Consider the following 18,796-nt stretch of genomic DNA (forward strand, 5'->3'; position numbering starts at 1 on the left):
TGTTTTAAACGATTAGCAAAGCTAATCTTATTTTTATCATTTAATAAATAATTCAAAACAAATAATTATTACATTGCACAAATATACGAAATAAATTATAATACTTATCTATGTCACAATATAATATAAATTTTAAAAAGAGGAGAATGTTATGTTTATAAAGAAACATGAAAAATTTGGTATTCGCAAATATAAATTGGGGGCTGCATCAGTACTTTTAGGTACTTGTCTAGCTATTGGTTTAAGTGCTTCTGGGGAGGCAAAGGCATCAGAGACAACGAATGAAGAAACAAAAATCGATTCAAAACATATAGATTCAAATAATCAAAATAGTGTAGCAGAAAGTGAAAGCAATACATCAAATGAGGTTGCTACTAACAGTGAAATAACTGCACCTAATGATACATCATTAAATGTAAATGTTGTTCAAAAGACGGAATCCATTAACAACGATAAAAAAATAGAAGCAGCTAAAACGTTAGAAATTGAAGATAATACTAAACTTGAAGCACCATCCCAAGAAGATATCAACGATAGAAACGAAAATGCTAAATTAGATACGATTAGCGACAATAAAGCCACTAATTTTGATGAACAAGCATCATCTAATTCTGTACCAACTTCACAAAATGAAACTACGCCATCTGCCACTACATCCGAACAAAACACATCACAGAAAAATGAAGTAAGTGAACCTAAGAAAGAGGAAAAACAAATATCATCACTTGAGAACATTACTTCACCAAAACGCACAATCTCTACATATAATGCTGCGAACCCAAACCTTGAAGTAGCTAATAATGAAAATGTAGGCGGTAAAGATGTAAGTGATAAAATCACTATAGTTAATAGCAATATTGAATCGAATGATACAATTAGGCCACACAATGGTGAAAGATCAACTTTAAAATACGAATTAACATTCGACGAGGGTGTTAAAGAAGGCGATTACTTTGATATTTCACTTTCTAATAATGTTAATACACGTGGCGTATCTGCTATAAGTAAAGTGCCAGAAATTAAAAATGGTGAAACAATTATTGCAAATGGAAGTATTTTAGAAGACGGTAAAATTAGATATAGATTCACAGATTATGTAAATAATAGAGAGAACATAAAAACAAACTTATCTTTAAATTTATTTATTGATCCTAAAACAGTTCCTCGTGATAGTAATCAATCAATTATTGCGACAATAAATGGGAAAGAAACTCAAAAAGATGTTTATGTAAAATATTTAAATGGCATAAATAATGTTGGTTTAAGTGTTAATGGTAGTATTGTTTCATTAAACAAACAAAATAATACTTTTACACACCTTGCATACATTAATCCAAATAATTTTAAAATTCCTGCTGCTACCGTCTACGGTCAAATTATTAACGGAAACAAACCAGATGGTAACCTACTATCTGTAAAAGTCTTTAAAGTAATGAAGCCAAATGAATTAAATCAAAGTGTATATGCTGACACGTCAGATACTTCAATGTTTCAAGATGTTACTAACGACATTAATTTAAATGTTACTAATGGTAATTATCAAATAGACTTTGATAATTTAGATAGTGTCTATGTAGTAAAATTTGATAGCACTTATGACGGTGATGCACAATCATTAACATTTAGAACAACACTTTCAGGATTTTCACCATATTATAAAGATTATTACTCACAAGCAAGCTGGGATAATGGAGTATTATTCTATCAAAACAATGCTGATGGAGAAGGATCTGATCCGAAACCTAAACCAACGCCGGATCCTGAACCAACTCCGGAACCTGAACCAACTCCGGAGCCTGAGCCAACTCCGGACCCTGAACCAACTCCGGATCCTGAACCAACTCCGGAGCCTGAGCCAACTCCGGACCCTGAACCAACTCCGGAGCCTGAGCCAACTCCGGACCCTGAACCAACTCCGGAACCTGAACCAACGCCGGACCCTGAACCAGCGCCAGATCCTGAGCCAACACCTGATCCTGAGCCAATTCCGGAGCCTGAGCCAACGCCGGACCCTGAACCAACTCCGGAACCTGAACCAACGCCAGATCCAGAGCCAACTCCGGACCCTGAACCAACGCCGGACCCTGAACCAACGCCGGACCCTGAACCAGCGCCAGATCCTGAGCCAACACCTGATCCTGAGCCAATTCCGGAGCCTGAGCCAACGCCGGACCCTGAACCAACTCCGGAACCTGAACCAACGCCAGATCCTGAGCCAACACCTGATCCTGAGCCAATTCCGGAGCCTGAGCCAATACCTGATCCTGAGCCAACTCCGGATCCTGAGCCAACACCGGAACCAGAACCAACTCCGGATCCTGAGCCAACTTCGGATACTGAACCAAATATAGACCCATCATCTAAGGATAATGAAATTCAATTTCCACCTAATAATCGCAATAATGTGGTTAAACTTGAATCACAAGAAGATACAAACTTAAATATAAAAGCTATCAATGCTAGTACGGCGGTAAAATCTAGTCAAATCGCAACAGATACAGAAGCAGTAAATTCACTTGCAAAAACAAATACTTCACAGCATACAAATGAAAAGAAACAATTACCTAATACTGGTGAAAAAGAGCGCAGTACAACTATGTGGAGTAGCTTCTTACTATTATTAGGATCTACACTACTCTTCTTTAGAAAAAAGAAACAAGAAGAAAAATAAAACTTCTCGATAAACAAAAACTAGAATGACTTATTTACTGCCATTAAGTGCATTTTAAAACCTAAATGTATTGAACTTTACAATTTTTATGAGTTATATCTAAAATTAATAGCTGAATCAACTTAAATAGTTTTGTTAGCACCTTAGTTACCGCTTCGTATTAAAATACGCTTCAAGAAATAACCTAAAAAGTTATTTTCTTGAAGCGTATTTTTTCATAAATATTATAATTAAACTGATAAATTTAATTTATCGTGAATATTTTCAATGTCTTCTGGTGTCGTTTGACAGCAACCACCAATTATTTTAACATTATGCTTTAACCAATCTGGTATTTGTTCAATAATTAAGTGGCTATCCCCCATACTCTCCCACTGTTTTGTTTCCGCATTGTATTTTGCGCCACCATTAGGATAAAGTGCAATTGTCTGTGGCAAATCAGCAAGTCCTTTAACTATAGCTTGATTTATACCCTCTACAGATGAACAATTAATACCAAAAACCGGAATTTCTTTTTTATAATTTTTGATAAACTCACATAAGTATTCAAATTTAGTACCATCAGATAAATCACCTGAATCATCTACCGTTACAGATAACCAAAATGTCTGGTCTTTATAATGTGGCACAATATACTCAATAATAGCTTTAACCTCATCAAAGTTAGGCACCGTTTCAAAAACAAAATCATGTATCCCTCTTGTAATCAATGCATCTATACGGGCACGATGAAATTCAAAATAGTCCTCGTTGCTTAATTGATAATCACCTGTGTACTCAGAACCATCACTTAAATATGCACCATAAGGTCCTAAACTACCAACGATTACTTGCGTAGCAATGCTCGAATCCATGATTTGATCAACTGCCGTAGTAAATAATTGTTCTATTTCAACATTTTTTAGTCCAATATCTGAAAAAGTTTGATAACTTGCTTGATATGTACTCGTAAGTAATATATCTGCGCCTGCATCTGTAAATGATTGATGCGCTTCTTTTATTTTAACTGGATTATTTTTTAATACTTCACTCGACCATAATGATGAATTTAAATTACATCCAGCTTGTTCCAATGTTGTTGCTAATCCACCATCTAACACTAGTGGTGATTGACTTTCTAACTTTTCTAGTAACCTCATTTATTTGCCTCATTTCTTGTGATACTTAATAAAATAGTATAATAATGCTATCGCTGCAAAAGGCACACCGAAATAAAGCGCTGGTGCTTGATTAGAGTCAAAAACCATACCGATACACGATACTAAGCACAAAATAAATCCAATAATAGGTACCGATTGATGTATTTTCAAACTATGATCGACTCTTTTAGCATTAAAGTAAGAAACACATATACTCATCCAAACAATTACTACGGCTAATCCAGCAATAGAAACAAGTACTACATATAGCGAATCCGCTGCATAAATACTTGAAAATAAAGCTAACAAACCACCTATCATACTAAATAACGTTGCATTTACAGGCATACGATATTTATTTAAATGTCCAAACCATTTAGGAAACACACCTTCGTTTGATAAACTCCATATCATTCTGCTTGCAGCATATAACCCTGAATTGGCTGCAGATAATAAAGCAGTAATAATCACTAAATTCATAATGTCTCCAGCATATGGGATTCCCATTTTTTGAAAAATCACCACGAAAGGACTTTCTAGTGATTTCCCTTGATAACTAGGAATTAATATCGAGATAATAACCATCGTTCCGATAAAAAAGATAATAAGTCTCCATAAAGTTGCGCGTATCGCCTTAGGAATAACTTGTTTAGGATTTTCAGTTTCACCAGCTGCAATTCCTATTAACTCCGTTCCACTAAAAGCATAATTCACAGCCAACATTGTTAAAAATACTGCCCCTATACCATTAGGAAAAGTCGGATTAGTGTATCTCTGTGTAATTGTATTTATGCCTTCATATCCATTGTAATGGATTATACCTAAGATGACGCAAATACCTAAAATAATAAATACAATAATCGTAATCACTTTTACCATCGAAAAATAAAATTCAACTTCTGCATAAAACCTTGTCGATATGATATTAAAGATCAATACCAATATAATCGCACTAGCAGCAAATATGTATTCTGGTATTTCAGGAAACCACCTTTGCATCAAAATACCTACTGCAGTAAATTCAGATCCTAATGCTACCGTCCACGTTAACCAATAAAACCATGCAACAATGTACCCCACAGAAGGGTGAATATATTTACTGGCATATGTATGAAAGCCCCCTGTTACAGGATGTTTAATAGCTAATTGCCCTAAACAAAGCATGACTAAGTATACGAGAATTGAACCTACTAAGTAAGACAATACAGTTCCCAGTGGACCTGCTTGCTGTAGTGTATATCCAGAACTTAAAAATAAACCTGTACCAATGACACCGCCAAAACTTAATAACATAAGGTGACGTTGTTTCATAGCACGTTTGAATGTCGTTTGTTCCATTTTATGTGCTCCTAATCTTTAAGTGCTAAATATATAATTTTTTATATTATTATTCATTCTATTGATTTCTGAAAATTTAGTCAATATAAAGTTACAAAATATACTACTCAAAATTTACCGCTATTTGTGCATATAGCAGTAAATTAGATAAAAAAGTAAGCGCTATCTTTTTTAACTGAATTTTCTAACTTTTATAAAAATTCAGTTTTTAGTATTGATTTTCATTCTTCACAGCCTTAACATGAAATATAAGTAACAGATAAAGGAGATATGTAATGACAGAACATAATGATTTAGTAACTTCAACACAAGAAATTACGAAAGAAGCTTTACATAAATTAGGTTTTGACGATGGCATGTATGAACTTATCAAAGAACCTTTAAGATTTTTAGAAGTACGTATCCCTATCCGTATGGATGACGGTACGGTTAAAACATTTACTGGTTATCGTGCACAGCACAATCATGCTGTCGGTCCTACTAAAGGTGGCATCCGTTTCCATCCCGATGTAAATAAAGAGGAAGTTAAAGCGTTATCTATGTGGATGACTTTAAAATGCGGCATCACCAACCTACCATTTGGTGGTGGTAAAGGCGGCATCATTTGTGATCCTAGACAAATGAGCAATCAAGAGTTAGAACATTTATCTCGTGGTTATGTTAAAGCCATTTCACAATTTGTTGGTCCTGAGAGTGATATTCCGGCACCGGATGTTTATACTAATCCACAAATTATGTCTTGGATGATGGATGAATATAGTAAGATTAACCGTTCCAATGCTTTTGCATTTATTACGGGCAAACCTCTTTCTTTAGGCGGTTCACAAGGACGTAACCGTGCCACTGCGCTAGGTGCAGTCATCACAATTGAAGAAGCAACAAAGCGTAGAAATATTGATATTAAAGGGTCTCGTGTTGCGATTCAAGGCTTTGGTAATGCTGGAAGCTTTATCGCAAAAATCCTACATGATATGGGCGCTAAAATTGTAGCCATATCTGAAAGTTTTAAAGCGTTACATGATCCGAATGGTTTAGATGTTGATCATTTAGTTGAACTTAAAGAGCAGCATGGTAGAGTCACAAATTTATTTGATGATGCTATACCTAAAGAACAATTATTTGAGGTTGATTGTGATATCTTAGTACCTGCCGCACTATCTAATCAAATCACTGAGGATAATGCGCATCAAATCAAAGCAAAAATTATAGCTGAAGCAGCTAATGGACCGACAACTCCAGAAGCGACACGTATTTTAACTGAGCGTGACGTCTTGATTATTCCTGATGTCTTAGCTAGTGCTGGTGGCGTAACCGTCTCTTACTTTGAATGGGTACAAAATAATCAAGGTTACTATTGGCCTGAAGCTGAAGTTAATATGAAGCTACGTGAAAAAATGGTAGAAGCGTTTAATACAATATATGACTTAGCAGAAGATAGAAAAATGGATATGCGTTTAGCTGCTTATGTCTTAGGAATCAAGCGTACTGCTGAAGCATCACGTTTCCGCGGTTGGGCTTAATGCTTAATACGTATCACGCAAGTTTATAAATCATTTAAATAGAGATTGCTTATAACATCCACTAGCGTTAAATGACGCTAGTGGATGTTTTATTTTATCACTAACCTACCACTAAATATGCACTACTTAATCTCTTGAAATTAGCTTTCTATCTTAAAAATCATTTTTATAACAGTGTATATCATATAGCTAATACTTCCACCTTCTAAAAATTCGAATTTTCAGATTTATTTGAAATACAAAATAATAATCTATATACTTATTTACAATAAAGGGGATGATATACATTATGAAAAATAATATCTACGGTAATGTTCCATGTTTTTTAAATAGTAAGAACCTAACTCAAAAAAACACTTTAGACACAGATGTCATCGTTTATGGTGCGCCGTTTGAAGGTGAAAGTACTTGGGGTGATTATACTGGTGTTGAATTAGGCCCAAAACAAATACGTGTTTGTTCGGCACGTTACAGTCAATATTTACCCGAGTTAAATCATATTGATATCAGTGAACACTTAACTATTGGAGATGTCGGCGATGTTCCATTTGTAGCACACGACAATAAACAAAGCTATGATAATATTGCTAATTTCACTAAACCTCTTTGGGAAAGCGGAAAATTCTTAGTAGGGTTTGGCGGTGAACACGGTGTTACATATCCTATCCTTAAATCTTTAACAGAAACTGGTAAAAAAGTAGGCATCATACATTTAGACGCCCACTATGATAATATGCCGGACTATGAAGGTGAACATTATGCACGTAATACACCTTTTATGCATCTTTACAATACCGATGGCATACGAAATGAAAGTATTATTCACACAGGTATTCACGGACCTCGAAACCAACCTGCTACAGGTCGTTATGCTCAACAAGCTGGGGCTGTTACTTTAACAATTAATGATATTCGTGAAGCTCAGGATTTAAAAAAATATGCACACGATATTTATGAACAAGCGAGTCAAGATGTTGATGTTGTGTATTTAACAATTTGCAGTGATGTATTAGACTTTGCATTTAATCCAGGAGGACCAGTAGATGGTAACGGCATCACCTCTTATGAATTATTAACAATGATTCATGAATTTGGTAAATTAGGTCTTTGTGGCATGGATTATGTAGAAGTATATCCAATGATGGATGCCAACCAAAACTCAGCTCACTTTGTCTCTACAGCAGTACTATATGTGCTTGCTGGCCACGTCGCTTATTTAAATCAATCAAAATAATTTGAGGAGTGGTTTAATTGCTAAAAGGTGCTAAGAAAGTTTTACGTTCGCTTGGTCCAGGAATGATTATTACTGCCTCTTTTATTGGTCCAGGCACTGTGACGACCATGACTCAAAGTGGCGCAGGATTTGGATATAGTTTACTTTGGGCGGTAGTATTTTCCATCATCGCCACAATCGTACTGCAAGAGATGATTATTCGTTTATCTCTTGTCACCCGTGAAGGTTTGGGTGAGGCCATCCAAGACTTATTTAAACATAAAATTGGTAAGCTGATTATAGTTTGGTTCACTTTAATTGCTGTCACCATTGGTTGTGCAGCATATATCAGTGGTGACTTGATTGGCACCTCACTCGGAGCTTCATATTTACTGAATTTACCTGAACATTGGGTAGCGCCCGTAATTGGGATCATTATATTACTAATCGGCTTATTTGGTAACTATCGTTTTTTAGAAAAAATAATGATTTTACTCATGGTTATTATGGGCATTATATTCATTACTACTATGATTGTTATTAAGCCAGATGTTATAGGTATCTTAAAAGGGGTTTTTGTTCCTACAATACCAAATGGTTCAATCCTAACTGTCATTGCACTTATTGGTACAACGGTTGTACCCTACAATTTCTTCATTCATTCTACTGCAGTCCATGAAAGATTTGGTCACATAAAAGAACTAAAATTTGCCCGTTGGGATACAATTATTTCCATCTCAGTTGGTGGTGTTATTTCCGCAGCGATATTAATCTCTGCTGCCACTTTAATCCAAGGTAAAGAGATCACAAGTGTGATCCAACTCGCAGGGCCACTGGAACCCGTGTTAGGTGATGCGGCTCCAATCGCAATCAGTGTAGGTTTATTTGCTGCAGGTCTATCATCAGCTATCGCTTCACCCACAGGCGCTGCTGCTACTATCAGTAGCCTACTTGGCTGGCAAGGTGGTATGAAAAGTAAAAAGTACAAAGCAGTATTTACCATTATCATAATTATAGGTATTATCACTTCAGCCTTAGGCTTTGAACCGCTTCAAGTATTACTCATTGCTCAAGCCTTAAATGGTATTATCTTACCTATTGTTGCTATTTTAATTTTTATTATTATTAATAAGAAAAACTTAATGGGTCACTTTGCAAATACCATTTGGCTTAATATTATTGGGGGCATCGTAGTTTTAGTCGTAAGCTTTTTAGGCATTTATAGTTTGATAGATGCTATTAATACTTTTATGTCATAATCTTTTATCATTTAGTTCCATAGCCTAATTGTCTCTCGCCTCCCTATATAAAACTTTTCAAGCTACTAATCATCTGTATTCATAGGAGATTAGTAGCTCTTTTATTTTTTAGGGTAAATTATAACTTCTCTATTTTCTTTCTCTCTTATTACAAAAAATTGTTACAATAACTTCATTTTTCTACATTCATATTTATAAATAGTAAAGCAAAATAACATTTTAATAATAATTAAATTGACTGCTTAAGTCATAAGGTCAAAACACTATGTTAACTTTGTAGCACTATAAATAACATAGTAATACAAATATTTTTATTCAATAAAATATTGTTACACAAACTTATTTTTAATTGTTTTTAATAATATTTATGTTAATATTTATACTAACTATATAATAAGGGAGATAAATAATGAAGAAATATAAGATGTCTACAGTTCAAGATGAATTTATTCGTATTGAAGAACGTCACGAAAATACAAGTATTAATAATATAGCTGGTATTATTCATATAAAGAAACAACTTAACTACCAACAAATTAACGACGCCTTCAATAAAGTGATTGAACAACACGACACACTTAGAATTAGATTCACTAAAGAAGATAGCGAATATAGGCAGTATGTTGCTGACTATGAGGAGCAACATTTTGAATTCTTAAATTTTCACGATGATCAAGTGAACTATGATAAGTGGCTTAAAAATAATACGAATAGAAATTTATTTATCTCAGATGAAAACTTGTACCATGTAAAAGTAGTAAAATGTCCGGATGGGCATATGGGAATTTTTATAATATTACACCACTTGATAATCGATATTTGGGGAATTACTATCATTATAGATAATTTTGTAAAAAAATTAATAGGTAAAAAGAACGAAATGATATCAAATTCAACTTACTTAGAAATAATTACAAATGAACAAGATTATAAATCATCTAAAAGATTTATTAAGGATCAAGCTTTTTGGCTTAAAAGAACTAAATATTTTGAAAATAACTCTCTTTTTGAAGATAACAGATTAAATAGTATAGTTGGAGAAAGACTTCGCATTGATTTATCAGATAAATTAAGTGCAAAAATTAATCATTTTTGTACTAAAAATGCAATTAGTGTAAGTAACCTTTTCACAGCAATCATGCATATTATTAAACATAAAAAAACACGCGCAAAAACCACTTCAATTGGAATGGTGATACATAATAGAAATGGGCAAAATGAAAAACAATCAACTGGATTGTTTGCAAAATACTTACCAATGATAGTCGAAATAAATAATGACTTATCTATAACAGACTTTTTATACATAGTAAAATTGGAAAGTCTTAATTTATTAAAATACAGACACTATCCATTTAGATATATTGTTAAAAATTGTAAAAATAGAAAAGGATTAAAAGATTGTTTTATTTCCTTTCAAAATGCAAAATATGATGCAGAATTTATAAAAGATGGATTTACTGATGAGTGGTTGAGCAATGGTACAAATGTCGCTCCACTGGGTATAAACATTTGTAATAGAAGTAACAAAAATAATTTAGAGTTTGATTATGCCTATCAAACAGATGTATTGGATAAAGCGGGAATCTATCGCTTACACGAAACAATTCTAAATGTATTTAATAAAATATCAGAAAATCCCGAACAAAAAATTAGTGAAATGAATATAAGTTTAGAGGAAGTCTTAATACATTAATAACTTCTATAGGAAGATGATAGAAAATGTAACTTCGAATTACATAAAATAGTTAACTAAAAGACATATTAAACCCCTCACTACCTTCATTACGTAGCGAGAGGTTTATATACATATGATAATAGCTTTACGTCTAATTTTAATCTAGTATTTGCTTTAGTTTTTCAAACATTTCATTATATCCTTCTTCTGTTTGCTTTTTAGCAGCTTCCTTTGTTTGTTCATATGATTGCTTATTAATTGTGTCATTTAAGGAAACTTTTAAACCTTGATTAAATTTAACTTGTGTTTCATTTTCTAAACCTATAAATTCAACAGTTATGATATCTTCTAAATCACTAAATTGAGGCATTTTAAATGAATACATCAATTTATATGGTTCTACAATATCCATATATGTACCTGTCGCTCTATATGTTTCACCCCTTCTTTCATCAACTATCTCCCAATCACCATTAATTTCAAACTGATTCTGTGCGACTTTATTTGTTTCTTTAGAGGTATACAACCATTGTTTAAAAATCTTTGGTTCTGTCCACGCCTCAAACACTTTTTCAACCGAAGCGTTCACTTTAAATTCTATATCTAAATTTACAATTTCCCATTCCACAACAGTCATCCCCTTAGCATTATGAGTTACTATATCATTTCCCCTTTTTATACCTATAAATCACAAATACCTAGTATTTTCAGTTGCATAGTTAACTATTTCAAATTGTATTAGAACTATAAATTTACATCAATGCACTAACATTACGCATAATACGTGCTTTTTTGTAACCATGTAAATCATGCAATTCTTTATAAGCGCTGAATAATTTTTTATAAATACGTGCTTGTTGAGGGTCTGGTTCTACTTGATAAAGTACTGGTTCTTTCATCGCTTCTATAGCTGAATTGAAATCAGAATGCACACCTCCACAAATAGCACCTAAGATTGCTGCACCGATGGCTGGTGCATATTCACTATCAATTACAGTAATCTTCTTATTCAATATATTGGCATAGATTTCCATGAGCAAACCATTCTTTTTAGGAATACCCCCACAAGCAAATACATGATCAACTTCCATTTGCCATCCTTGGTATTGCTGCATAATCATTTTTGCACCAAACGCAGTTGCTTCTAAATATGCACGATAAATTTCCTCATGTCTTGTCTGCAAAGTCATACCAAAGAGGCTACCTTTTAAGTTACTATCACTTAATACGCTACGATTACCGTTATGCCAATCTAGAGCAATAAGGCCACTTTCTCCTGGATAAAGTTGGGCAGCCTTTTCATTAAGTAAATCAAATATGGAAATACCACGTGATTCTGCTGCTTTAACATAATCATAAGGCGCTTGCTTCGCGACATATTCAAATAAATCACCCACTGCCGTTTGACCCGCTTCATAAGCATACAAGTCCGGAATGATGGCTCCTTTAACTGATCCAGAAATACCAGGCACTTTATGTTGTTCTTTATTAAGCATTAAATGACATGTGCTAGTCCCCATAACCATAGTCATTTCTTTATCTTTTTCTGAACCAATACCTAATAAACTTGCATGTGCATCAATGATAAACGGACTGACTTGTGTATCTGGAGACAAACCTAGTTTTTCTGCCATCTCCTTGCATAAAGTACCTACACTATCACCTATACTGACTACTGGTGCATCAACCTTTGTACGTACAATATCTGATAAATCTGAGTCTACTTTATCAAATAAATCATAATGAAATCCTGTCTCTGCTTCCCAAAATGATTTGAAACCCAAACCACAATTAGACCTTACATTTTGACCAGTAAGTCGATTTACAATCCAGTCGCCTGCTTCCATAATATTTGCTGTAACAGCCATAACTTCAGGCGCTTTATTGTTAACTTCCATGATTTTAGGAATCATCCATTCACTACTAACGTTAAATCCGTAGTAACCCAACCATCTATTTTTACCTTCTAATGCCGTCTTAAATAATAAATCTGCTTCATCTTGTGCGCCATGGTGTTTCCACAACTTTACATAAGCATGCGGATTATCTTGAAAACCTGATTTATTGTGTATGGGTTCCATTTGTTCATCTACAAATATAACTGTTGAAGATGTAAAATCAATACCTATACCAACGATTTCAGATACTGAAATATTGGCTTTTTCAATAATGGTAGGAATACCTATCTCAATAATTTCCATATAATCATTGGCATTTTGGAGAGCAAAGTTTTGGGGGAGTTTTTCTCCACCTAATTCACCTTCTATAGTGCCATGTGTATAGTTTCTTATATATTGCTCTTCAATTTCCCCATTTTCAGTATTAATCAAAAATGCCCTGCCTGAACCTGTACCAAAATCAATACCTATGCTGTAAGTCATTGTGTAATCCCCCATTCAATTCTCTATAAGAAAACGCTTTCTTAAAGCATAATTAAGTTCACAGTAAAAATCAACATAAAAAATCATAAAACAACAAACAACTGCATAATAGAACAAAATTAGTTTGACAAATACAAGTGTAAGCGTTTACTATTGGCGATATAAACATATATAAACAAATATTATCAAGGAGATGCGCAAATATGAAAATTCAATCGAATGCTTTCCGATTAACTGAACCTGGTCAATTCGAACAGGCTACACTTATTCATGACTATGATGAAAGAGATATTATTATTAGACCAACTAAAGCAAGTGTCTGTCATGCAGATTTACGCTATTACACAGGTAATCGTCGTCCCGAAGCACTCGCAAAAAAATTACCTATGGCACTCTTTCATGAAGGAATTGGCATCGTTGAAGATTCCAAGCATCCTGATTTTATCCAAGGTGACAAAGTTGTAATTGTTCCAAACATTCCATCTTACCTACGTAAACAAACTTTTGCACCTTCTCCCTATCAAGATAATTATGATGAGCATGCTTTATTTATGGGAAGCGGCTTTGATGGTATATGCCAAGATCAACTTGTTGTACCTGGAGATAATGTAGTTAAAGTACCTGATACTTTAGATGAAGACGTCGCTTTGTTAGCAGAGTTATGTTCTGTGTCATTATTCCCTATCAATCAACTTGAACATATAACTACAGATAATTCTCCTCAAGTTGCCATATTCGGTGATGGTCCAGTTGGTTACTTAGCAGCTACAGCATTACATTATATTTATGGTATTAAACAAGAACAATTGTTAGTGTTTGGAGCTATCGCAGAAAAATTAGCTGCTTTTGAGAATTTTGCAACGACGCATTTAGTGTTTGACTATGATTTCAAACAACATCGTGGTGTACATACTGTCTTTGAATGTGCTGGAGGTAAATTCTCTGAATCCGCCATTAACCAAGCCATAGACTTAATTGATAGACAAGGTCATATTGTATTAATGGGTGTCACTGAAGATCGTGTTGGTATTAATACGAGAGATGTGCTTGAAAAAGGGTTAACATTTTCAGGGAGTTCTCGTAGTACAAAACGTGAATTCGAACAGCTTATAGATGCTTTTAGTAACAAACAATACCAAAAAGCATTAAGAAAGTTAATCCCTGATACTTATTATGATATTTATGACACAAATGATTTAAAAATAGCGTTAGATGATACAACCGCACACAAAGGATGGAAGAAAACTTATTTACAATATCATTGGAAAAATGACTAAAAAGGGTGGTTTATAAATGAATAATTCAAGTTCTATTCTAGGCATGCCTCGACAAATCATTTGGGGCTATATTGGTATCATCGTCTTTATGATGGGCGATGGCTTAGAGATTGGTTGGCTAAGTCCTTGGTTACATGGACATGGTTTCTCAGTACAAGAAACAAGCTTACTCTTCTCTGCATACGGTGTAACAGTTGCTGTAGCAAGCTGGCTCAGTGGTGTGTTTGCAGAAGCACTCGGTGGTAAACGTACCATGTTGTTAGGCTTAATCTTTTATATTATCGGTACAATTTTCTTTGTTGGCTTTGCAATTCCATCTCAAAACTTAGCACTAATGTTGCCAGCATATGCATTAAGAGGTTTGGGTTATCCCTTATTTGCTTATTCATTCTTAGTATGGATATCATATCGTTCCGAACAAAAGACCCTCGGTGCAGCTGTAGGTTGGTTCTGGTTTGTCTTCACAGGTGGTTTAAATGTTCTTGGTGCACTCTATTCTATTTGGGCAATCGAATATTTAGGACATATAAATACACTATGGAGCTCATTAATATGGGTTATTCTAGGTGCTTTCTTTACTATAATATTAAATAAAGACACACTACCTTCAAACCAAGGTAGTGCTTTAGAAAAACTTAAAGAAGTATTTAAAGGTGTTACCATTGTTGGCGAAGAACCAAAAGTGTTATTGGGTGGTATTGTTCGTGTAATTAATACTACGGCACAATTCGCTTTCCCAGTCTTTTTACCTATCTATTTATCATCTTTTGGTATCCCTACCTCTAAATGGTTGGCGGTATGGTCCACTATTTTTGTTGGTAATATCTTGTTCAACCTTATCTTCGGTGTTGTTGGAGACAAGATTGGTTGGCGTAATACCGTAATGTATTTCGGTGGTATTGGAAGCGGTATTTCGGTACTATTGATGGGCTATGTCCCTATTTGGACAGATGGCAATTTAGCCTTATTAACAATAGTTGGTTTCTGCTGGGGGGCATTTATTGCAGCCTATGTACCACTTTCTGCATTAATACCATCGCTTGTTAAAAAAGATAAGGGTGCGGCTTTATCCGTGCTTAATTTAGGTGCTGGTTTACCTGTATTTGTCGGTCCAATGATTGTTTATCTATTCATTGGTAGTATAGATGCAATTGGTGTCATTTGGGTCCTCGCCATTTTATACTTTATCAGTACGTTCCTAACTTACTTTATTAAAATGCCAAAACATATGCAAAATGATGAATATACCGCATAATTAACAATAGCTAAACAATATAATTAGGAGGTAGTCGTCGATGTTACCAGCAGAACGAGAACAGCATATTATTACATTTTTGAAAGCTAATAAAAAAGCCACAATACACACGTTAGCTAAAGAATTCAATGTCCACGAAGCAACGATTCGTCGTGACTTAAATAAATTAGAACAGTACAACCACATCAAGCGGACACATGGTGGTGTCGTTTTAAATGACACTGAGGTGTGGGATGAATTAAATTTTGATGATCGTGAAACAAGTTATTATTATGAGAAAGTAGCTATAGGTCAAAAAGCTGCCGAATTCATTGAAGCGAACGACACATTGTTTATTGATTCTGGATCGACGACATTACATTTTGCGCGTGCACTTGCACAAAAAAGCAATTTAACAATTATTACAAATGATATACATATTGCTTCTATTTTAAAATCAACATCTAACCAAGTAATCGTTACTGGTGGCACTTTGTATAAAGATAATTACTTGTTAAATGGCATGATGACAAACGAAGCAATTAAACAATTTAACCCTTCTAAATTATTTCTCGCAACACCTGCAATTGATTTAGAAAAAGGGATTACGCATTTTAATGACACACTGGCTTCAACAAAAATACAAATGGTTAAACAAGCCAAAGAAATTTATGTACTTACCGACAGTTCTAAATTTGATAAAGTGTCTCTCCATCATGTTTGTCCAAATGACGCAATTGATGTATTGATAACGGACCAAACTAACTCAAAAATTGATTGGCAAAGTTATCATAATTGTTTTAATCAAATTATTACTGTAAATGTAAACACACAATCTGAATCACCTTAATGTCATTCCCAATATATAAACACCATTTACTATTTGTGAGAACAATAAAGCGTGCATCATTAGGTACTAAACCTAGTGGTGCACGCTTTTTATTTAATTCACTTTAAAATTAAAAAGTTTCAGCTTCCGCAAATTGTGATGTGTAAAGTTGTTTATATGGACCGTCCTGTTGCATGAGGGTTTCATGACTTCCTTCTTCCAAAATTTGGCCATCTTTTATAAATATTATGCGATCTACATCTTTAATCGTTGATAACCTGTGCGCAATAATTAAAGATGTTCGATCTTCTGAAAGTTTCTTAAATGCTTTTTGAATTTTATTTTCTGTTTCAATATCTAGTGCACTTGTTGCTTCATCTAAAATAATAATCGATGGATCTTTCAAAAACATTCTCGCAATCGATATACGTTGTTTTTGTCCACCGGATAATTTTGTACCTCGTTCTCCTACGAGCGTATCAAGTCCAAATGGTAATTCGCTTATAAATGTTTCAAGTTGCGCGTTACGGATGGCATTCCATATCTGTGTTTCATCGGCATCTAAATGGCCATAAACAATATTATCTCTTAGTGTACCAGAGAATAAGAAAACATCTTGTTGGACGACTCCAATTCCTGAACGTAATGATGCTAATTGGATAGAGCGAATACTTTGTCCATCTATTAAAATATCACCTTTATCTACTTCATAAAAACGTGGTAATAACGAACTAATTGTAGTCTTACCACTACCGCTCGGACCGACTAATGCGATCTTCTCACCTTGATGAATCGTTAAATTCATATGATTTAAAATAGGTGTCTCTCCATAGCCAAATGACACATCTTTATACTCAATCGTCTTAGGCTTTGCCGGCATCTTAGTAGCATGTGGATCATCTTGTATTTCGGGGTCTAATGATAAGATTTCTCTAAAATTATTGAATCCTGCAATAGCTTTTGGAAATAATTCGATAATCATGTTAATTTGTTCTAAAGGTTTAAACAATACATTCGTAATCATAATAAATGCTATGATGCCGCCGTAACTTAAGTCCCCATGTAATACGAAATAACTACCTACGATTAACACGATAACTAGCGTTAATTTTTGAGCGATATGACTAATCGTAATATTCCATGACATGTAATTATAAGCCTTTAATTTCGTAGCTCTAAAATTATCATTAATACCATTGAATTTCTGTTGTTCATGACGCTCATTAGTAAATGCTTGAACTAATCTAATACCCCCAACATTATCTGCTATCAATTCATTAAAGCGAGACACATTCGCGAATAGCCCTTTAAACGCTCGAGACATTTTTTGACTGAAATATATAGCTAGTATAAAAACAATTGGCACAACACAAAATGTAATAAGCGCTAATTTCACATCAATCGTCAACATAATTACAAAAGCACCGATTAAAGTCATAATCGAAAGGAATATATCTTCTGGCCCATGATGGGCTGCTTCGCCAATGTCCATTAAATCATTGGTTAGTCGTCCTATTAATTTCCCAGACTTTTGATTATCAAAATACTTAAAATTTAATTTTTGAATATGACCGTATAAATCATTACGCATATCTCGCTCTATATTAGTGCCTAACTTATGCCCCCAGTAGGTAACAACAAATTTAAGCACCGATTCAATAGCAAAAACACCTAGTAATAGTAATCCAAAGATCACAATAAGATTCCAATTATTCGTTGGTAATAGACGATCTATGTATATACTCGTTATGAGTGGAAAGATTAACTCTAATAATCCAACAACTATGGCAGAACCAAAATCTATAAAAAATAATCCTTTATATGGCTTATAATATTTCAAAAATGATTTCACAACATCCCACCCAATCTATAATTTTTAAATGCGCATATGCCATTCATTATGGATTAAGTGATAATTATTATCAATGTTTTTCATAAATAAACTACATTCATTTTGTAATAATGATAGCTACTTACTCTCACTTTCAATATTTTATTAAATCTAAGATACTACATACTTTTACAATAAAAATAAGAGTGGATCAGAAACCAATTTTGTTTACATTGATTTCGTATCACACTCTCTCCATAATAATTACCCATTAATACATTTGTTACAATATTTACTTCGCCATTTTTGACAATGATAATATATGTGGTTAAAGGTATAAAACAATACAACATAACGATTTTGGTTCATTACTGAAACTGGTGTAAGCCATGCAGTCATTTGCTTATTTTCTCCTTCGACCTGTCA

13 protein-coding genes are annotated in these 18,796 nt (G+C 33.9%); 8 read left to right on the forward strand and 5 right to left on the reverse strand.

The window, feature by feature from the left end; all coding sequences use genetic code 11:
* Window positions 1-151: 151 nt before the first annotated feature.
* Window positions 152-2,671: a fibrinogen-binding adhesin SdrG C-terminal domain-containing protein gene (locus tag ACM591_RS12560; RefSeq protein ID WP_418354391.1), complete on the forward strand. Its 2,520-nt coding sequence runs from the start codon at window positions 152-154 to the stop codon at window positions 2,669-2,671.
* A 230-nt stretch (window positions 2,672-2,901) separates the two neighbouring features.
* Here ACM591_RS12560 and mmuM read toward each other — a convergent pair whose 3' ends face one another.
* On the reverse strand, window positions 2,902-3,810 hold the full coding sequence (mmuM, locus tag ACM591_RS12565; RefSeq protein ID WP_029377884.1) for a homocysteine S-methyltransferase: 909 nt from the start codon (window positions 3,808-3,810) through the stop codon (window positions 2,902-2,904).
* Window positions 3,811-3,819: 9 nt separating this feature from the next.
* Window positions 3,820-5,148 carry an amino acid permease gene (locus tag ACM591_RS12570; protein WP_037557097.1) on the reverse strand — a complete coding sequence of 443 codons (1,329 nt, stop codon included), beginning with the start codon at window positions 5,146-5,148 and terminating at the stop codon, window positions 3,820-3,822.
* A gap of 275 nt (window positions 5,149-5,423) precedes the next feature.
* Between ACM591_RS12570 and ACM591_RS12575 the strand changes: the two genes are divergently transcribed.
* The 4 genes from ACM591_RS12575 to ACM591_RS12590 all read left to right on the forward strand — a co-directional run bounded on the left by ACM591_RS12575 (window position 5,424) and on the right by ACM591_RS12590 (window position 10,836).
* The gene (locus ACM591_RS12575; RefSeq protein WP_326026186.1) at window positions 5,424-6,668 is read left to right on the forward strand and encodes a Glu/Leu/Phe/Val dehydrogenase; all 1,245 of its coding nucleotides are present in this window, start codon (window positions 5,424-5,426) and stop codon (window positions 6,666-6,668) included.
* Between the two features lie 289 nt (window positions 6,669-6,957).
* The gene (locus ACM591_RS12580; protein WP_326026187.1) at window positions 6,958-7,902 is read left to right on the forward strand and encodes an agmatinase family protein; all 945 of its coding nucleotides are present in this window, start codon (window positions 6,958-6,960) and stop codon (window positions 7,900-7,902) included.
* Window positions 7,903-7,919: 17 nt separating this feature from the next.
* On the forward strand, window positions 7,920-9,140 hold the full coding sequence (locus ACM591_RS12585) for an Nramp family divalent metal transporter (protein WP_029377887.1): 1,221 nt from the start codon (window positions 7,920-7,922) through the stop codon (window positions 9,138-9,140).
* Window positions 9,141-9,549: 409 nt separating this feature from the next.
* A complete protein-coding gene (locus ACM591_RS12590) occupies window positions 9,550-10,836 on the forward strand; it encodes a condensation domain-containing protein (protein WP_418354392.1) in 1,287 nt (428 codons plus the stop codon).
* A gap of 139 nt (window positions 10,837-10,975) precedes the next feature.
* Here the strand turns inward: ACM591_RS12590 and ACM591_RS12595 are convergent, their stop codons facing one another.
* The gene (locus ACM591_RS12595) at window positions 10,976-11,455 is read right to left on the reverse strand and encodes an SRPBCC family protein (RefSeq protein WP_225489292.1); all 480 of its coding nucleotides are present in this window, start codon (window positions 11,453-11,455) and stop codon (window positions 10,976-10,978) included.
* Window positions 11,456-11,570: 115 nt separating this feature from the next.
* Window positions 11,571-13,199, reverse strand: a complete 1,629-nt coding sequence (locus ACM591_RS12600; RefSeq protein WP_326026823.1) for a ribulokinase — start codon at window positions 13,197-13,199, stop codon at window positions 11,571-11,573.
* 203 nt (window positions 13,200-13,402) lie between these two features.
* Here ACM591_RS12600 and ACM591_RS12605 point away from each other — a divergent pair, with 203 nt between their 5' ends.
* From ACM591_RS12605 to ACM591_RS12615, 3 genes are read left to right on the forward strand one after another with little or no spacing between them, the layout of a single operon-like run.
* Window positions 13,403-14,476, forward strand: a complete 1,074-nt coding sequence (locus ACM591_RS12605) for an alcohol dehydrogenase catalytic domain-containing protein (protein WP_029377891.1) — start codon at window positions 13,403-13,405, stop codon at window positions 14,474-14,476.
* A gap of 16 nt (window positions 14,477-14,492) precedes the next feature.
* Window positions 14,493-15,731, forward strand: coding sequence for an MFS transporter (locus ACM591_RS12610; protein ID WP_029377892.1), 1,239 nt, complete (start codon window positions 14,493-14,495; stop codon window positions 15,729-15,731).
* Window positions 15,732-15,771: 40 nt separating this feature from the next.
* Window positions 15,772-16,560, forward strand: coding sequence for a DeoR/GlpR family DNA-binding transcription regulator (locus ACM591_RS12615; RefSeq protein WP_029377893.1), 789 nt, complete (start codon window positions 15,772-15,774; stop codon window positions 16,558-16,560).
* Between the two features lie 109 nt (window positions 16,561-16,669).
* Here ACM591_RS12615 and ACM591_RS12620 read toward each other — a convergent pair whose 3' ends face one another.
* Complete coding sequence (locus ACM591_RS12620; protein ID WP_029377894.1) at window positions 16,670-18,391, reverse strand: ABC transporter ATP-binding protein; 1,722 nt, start codon at window positions 18,389-18,391, stop codon at window positions 16,670-16,672.
* Window positions 18,392-18,796 lie beyond the last annotated feature (405 nt).

This window comes from Staphylococcus sp. Ze2 (genome assembly GCF_048568365.1).
GTDB lineage: Bacteria > Bacillota > Bacilli > Staphylococcales > Staphylococcaceae > Staphylococcus > Staphylococcus xylosus.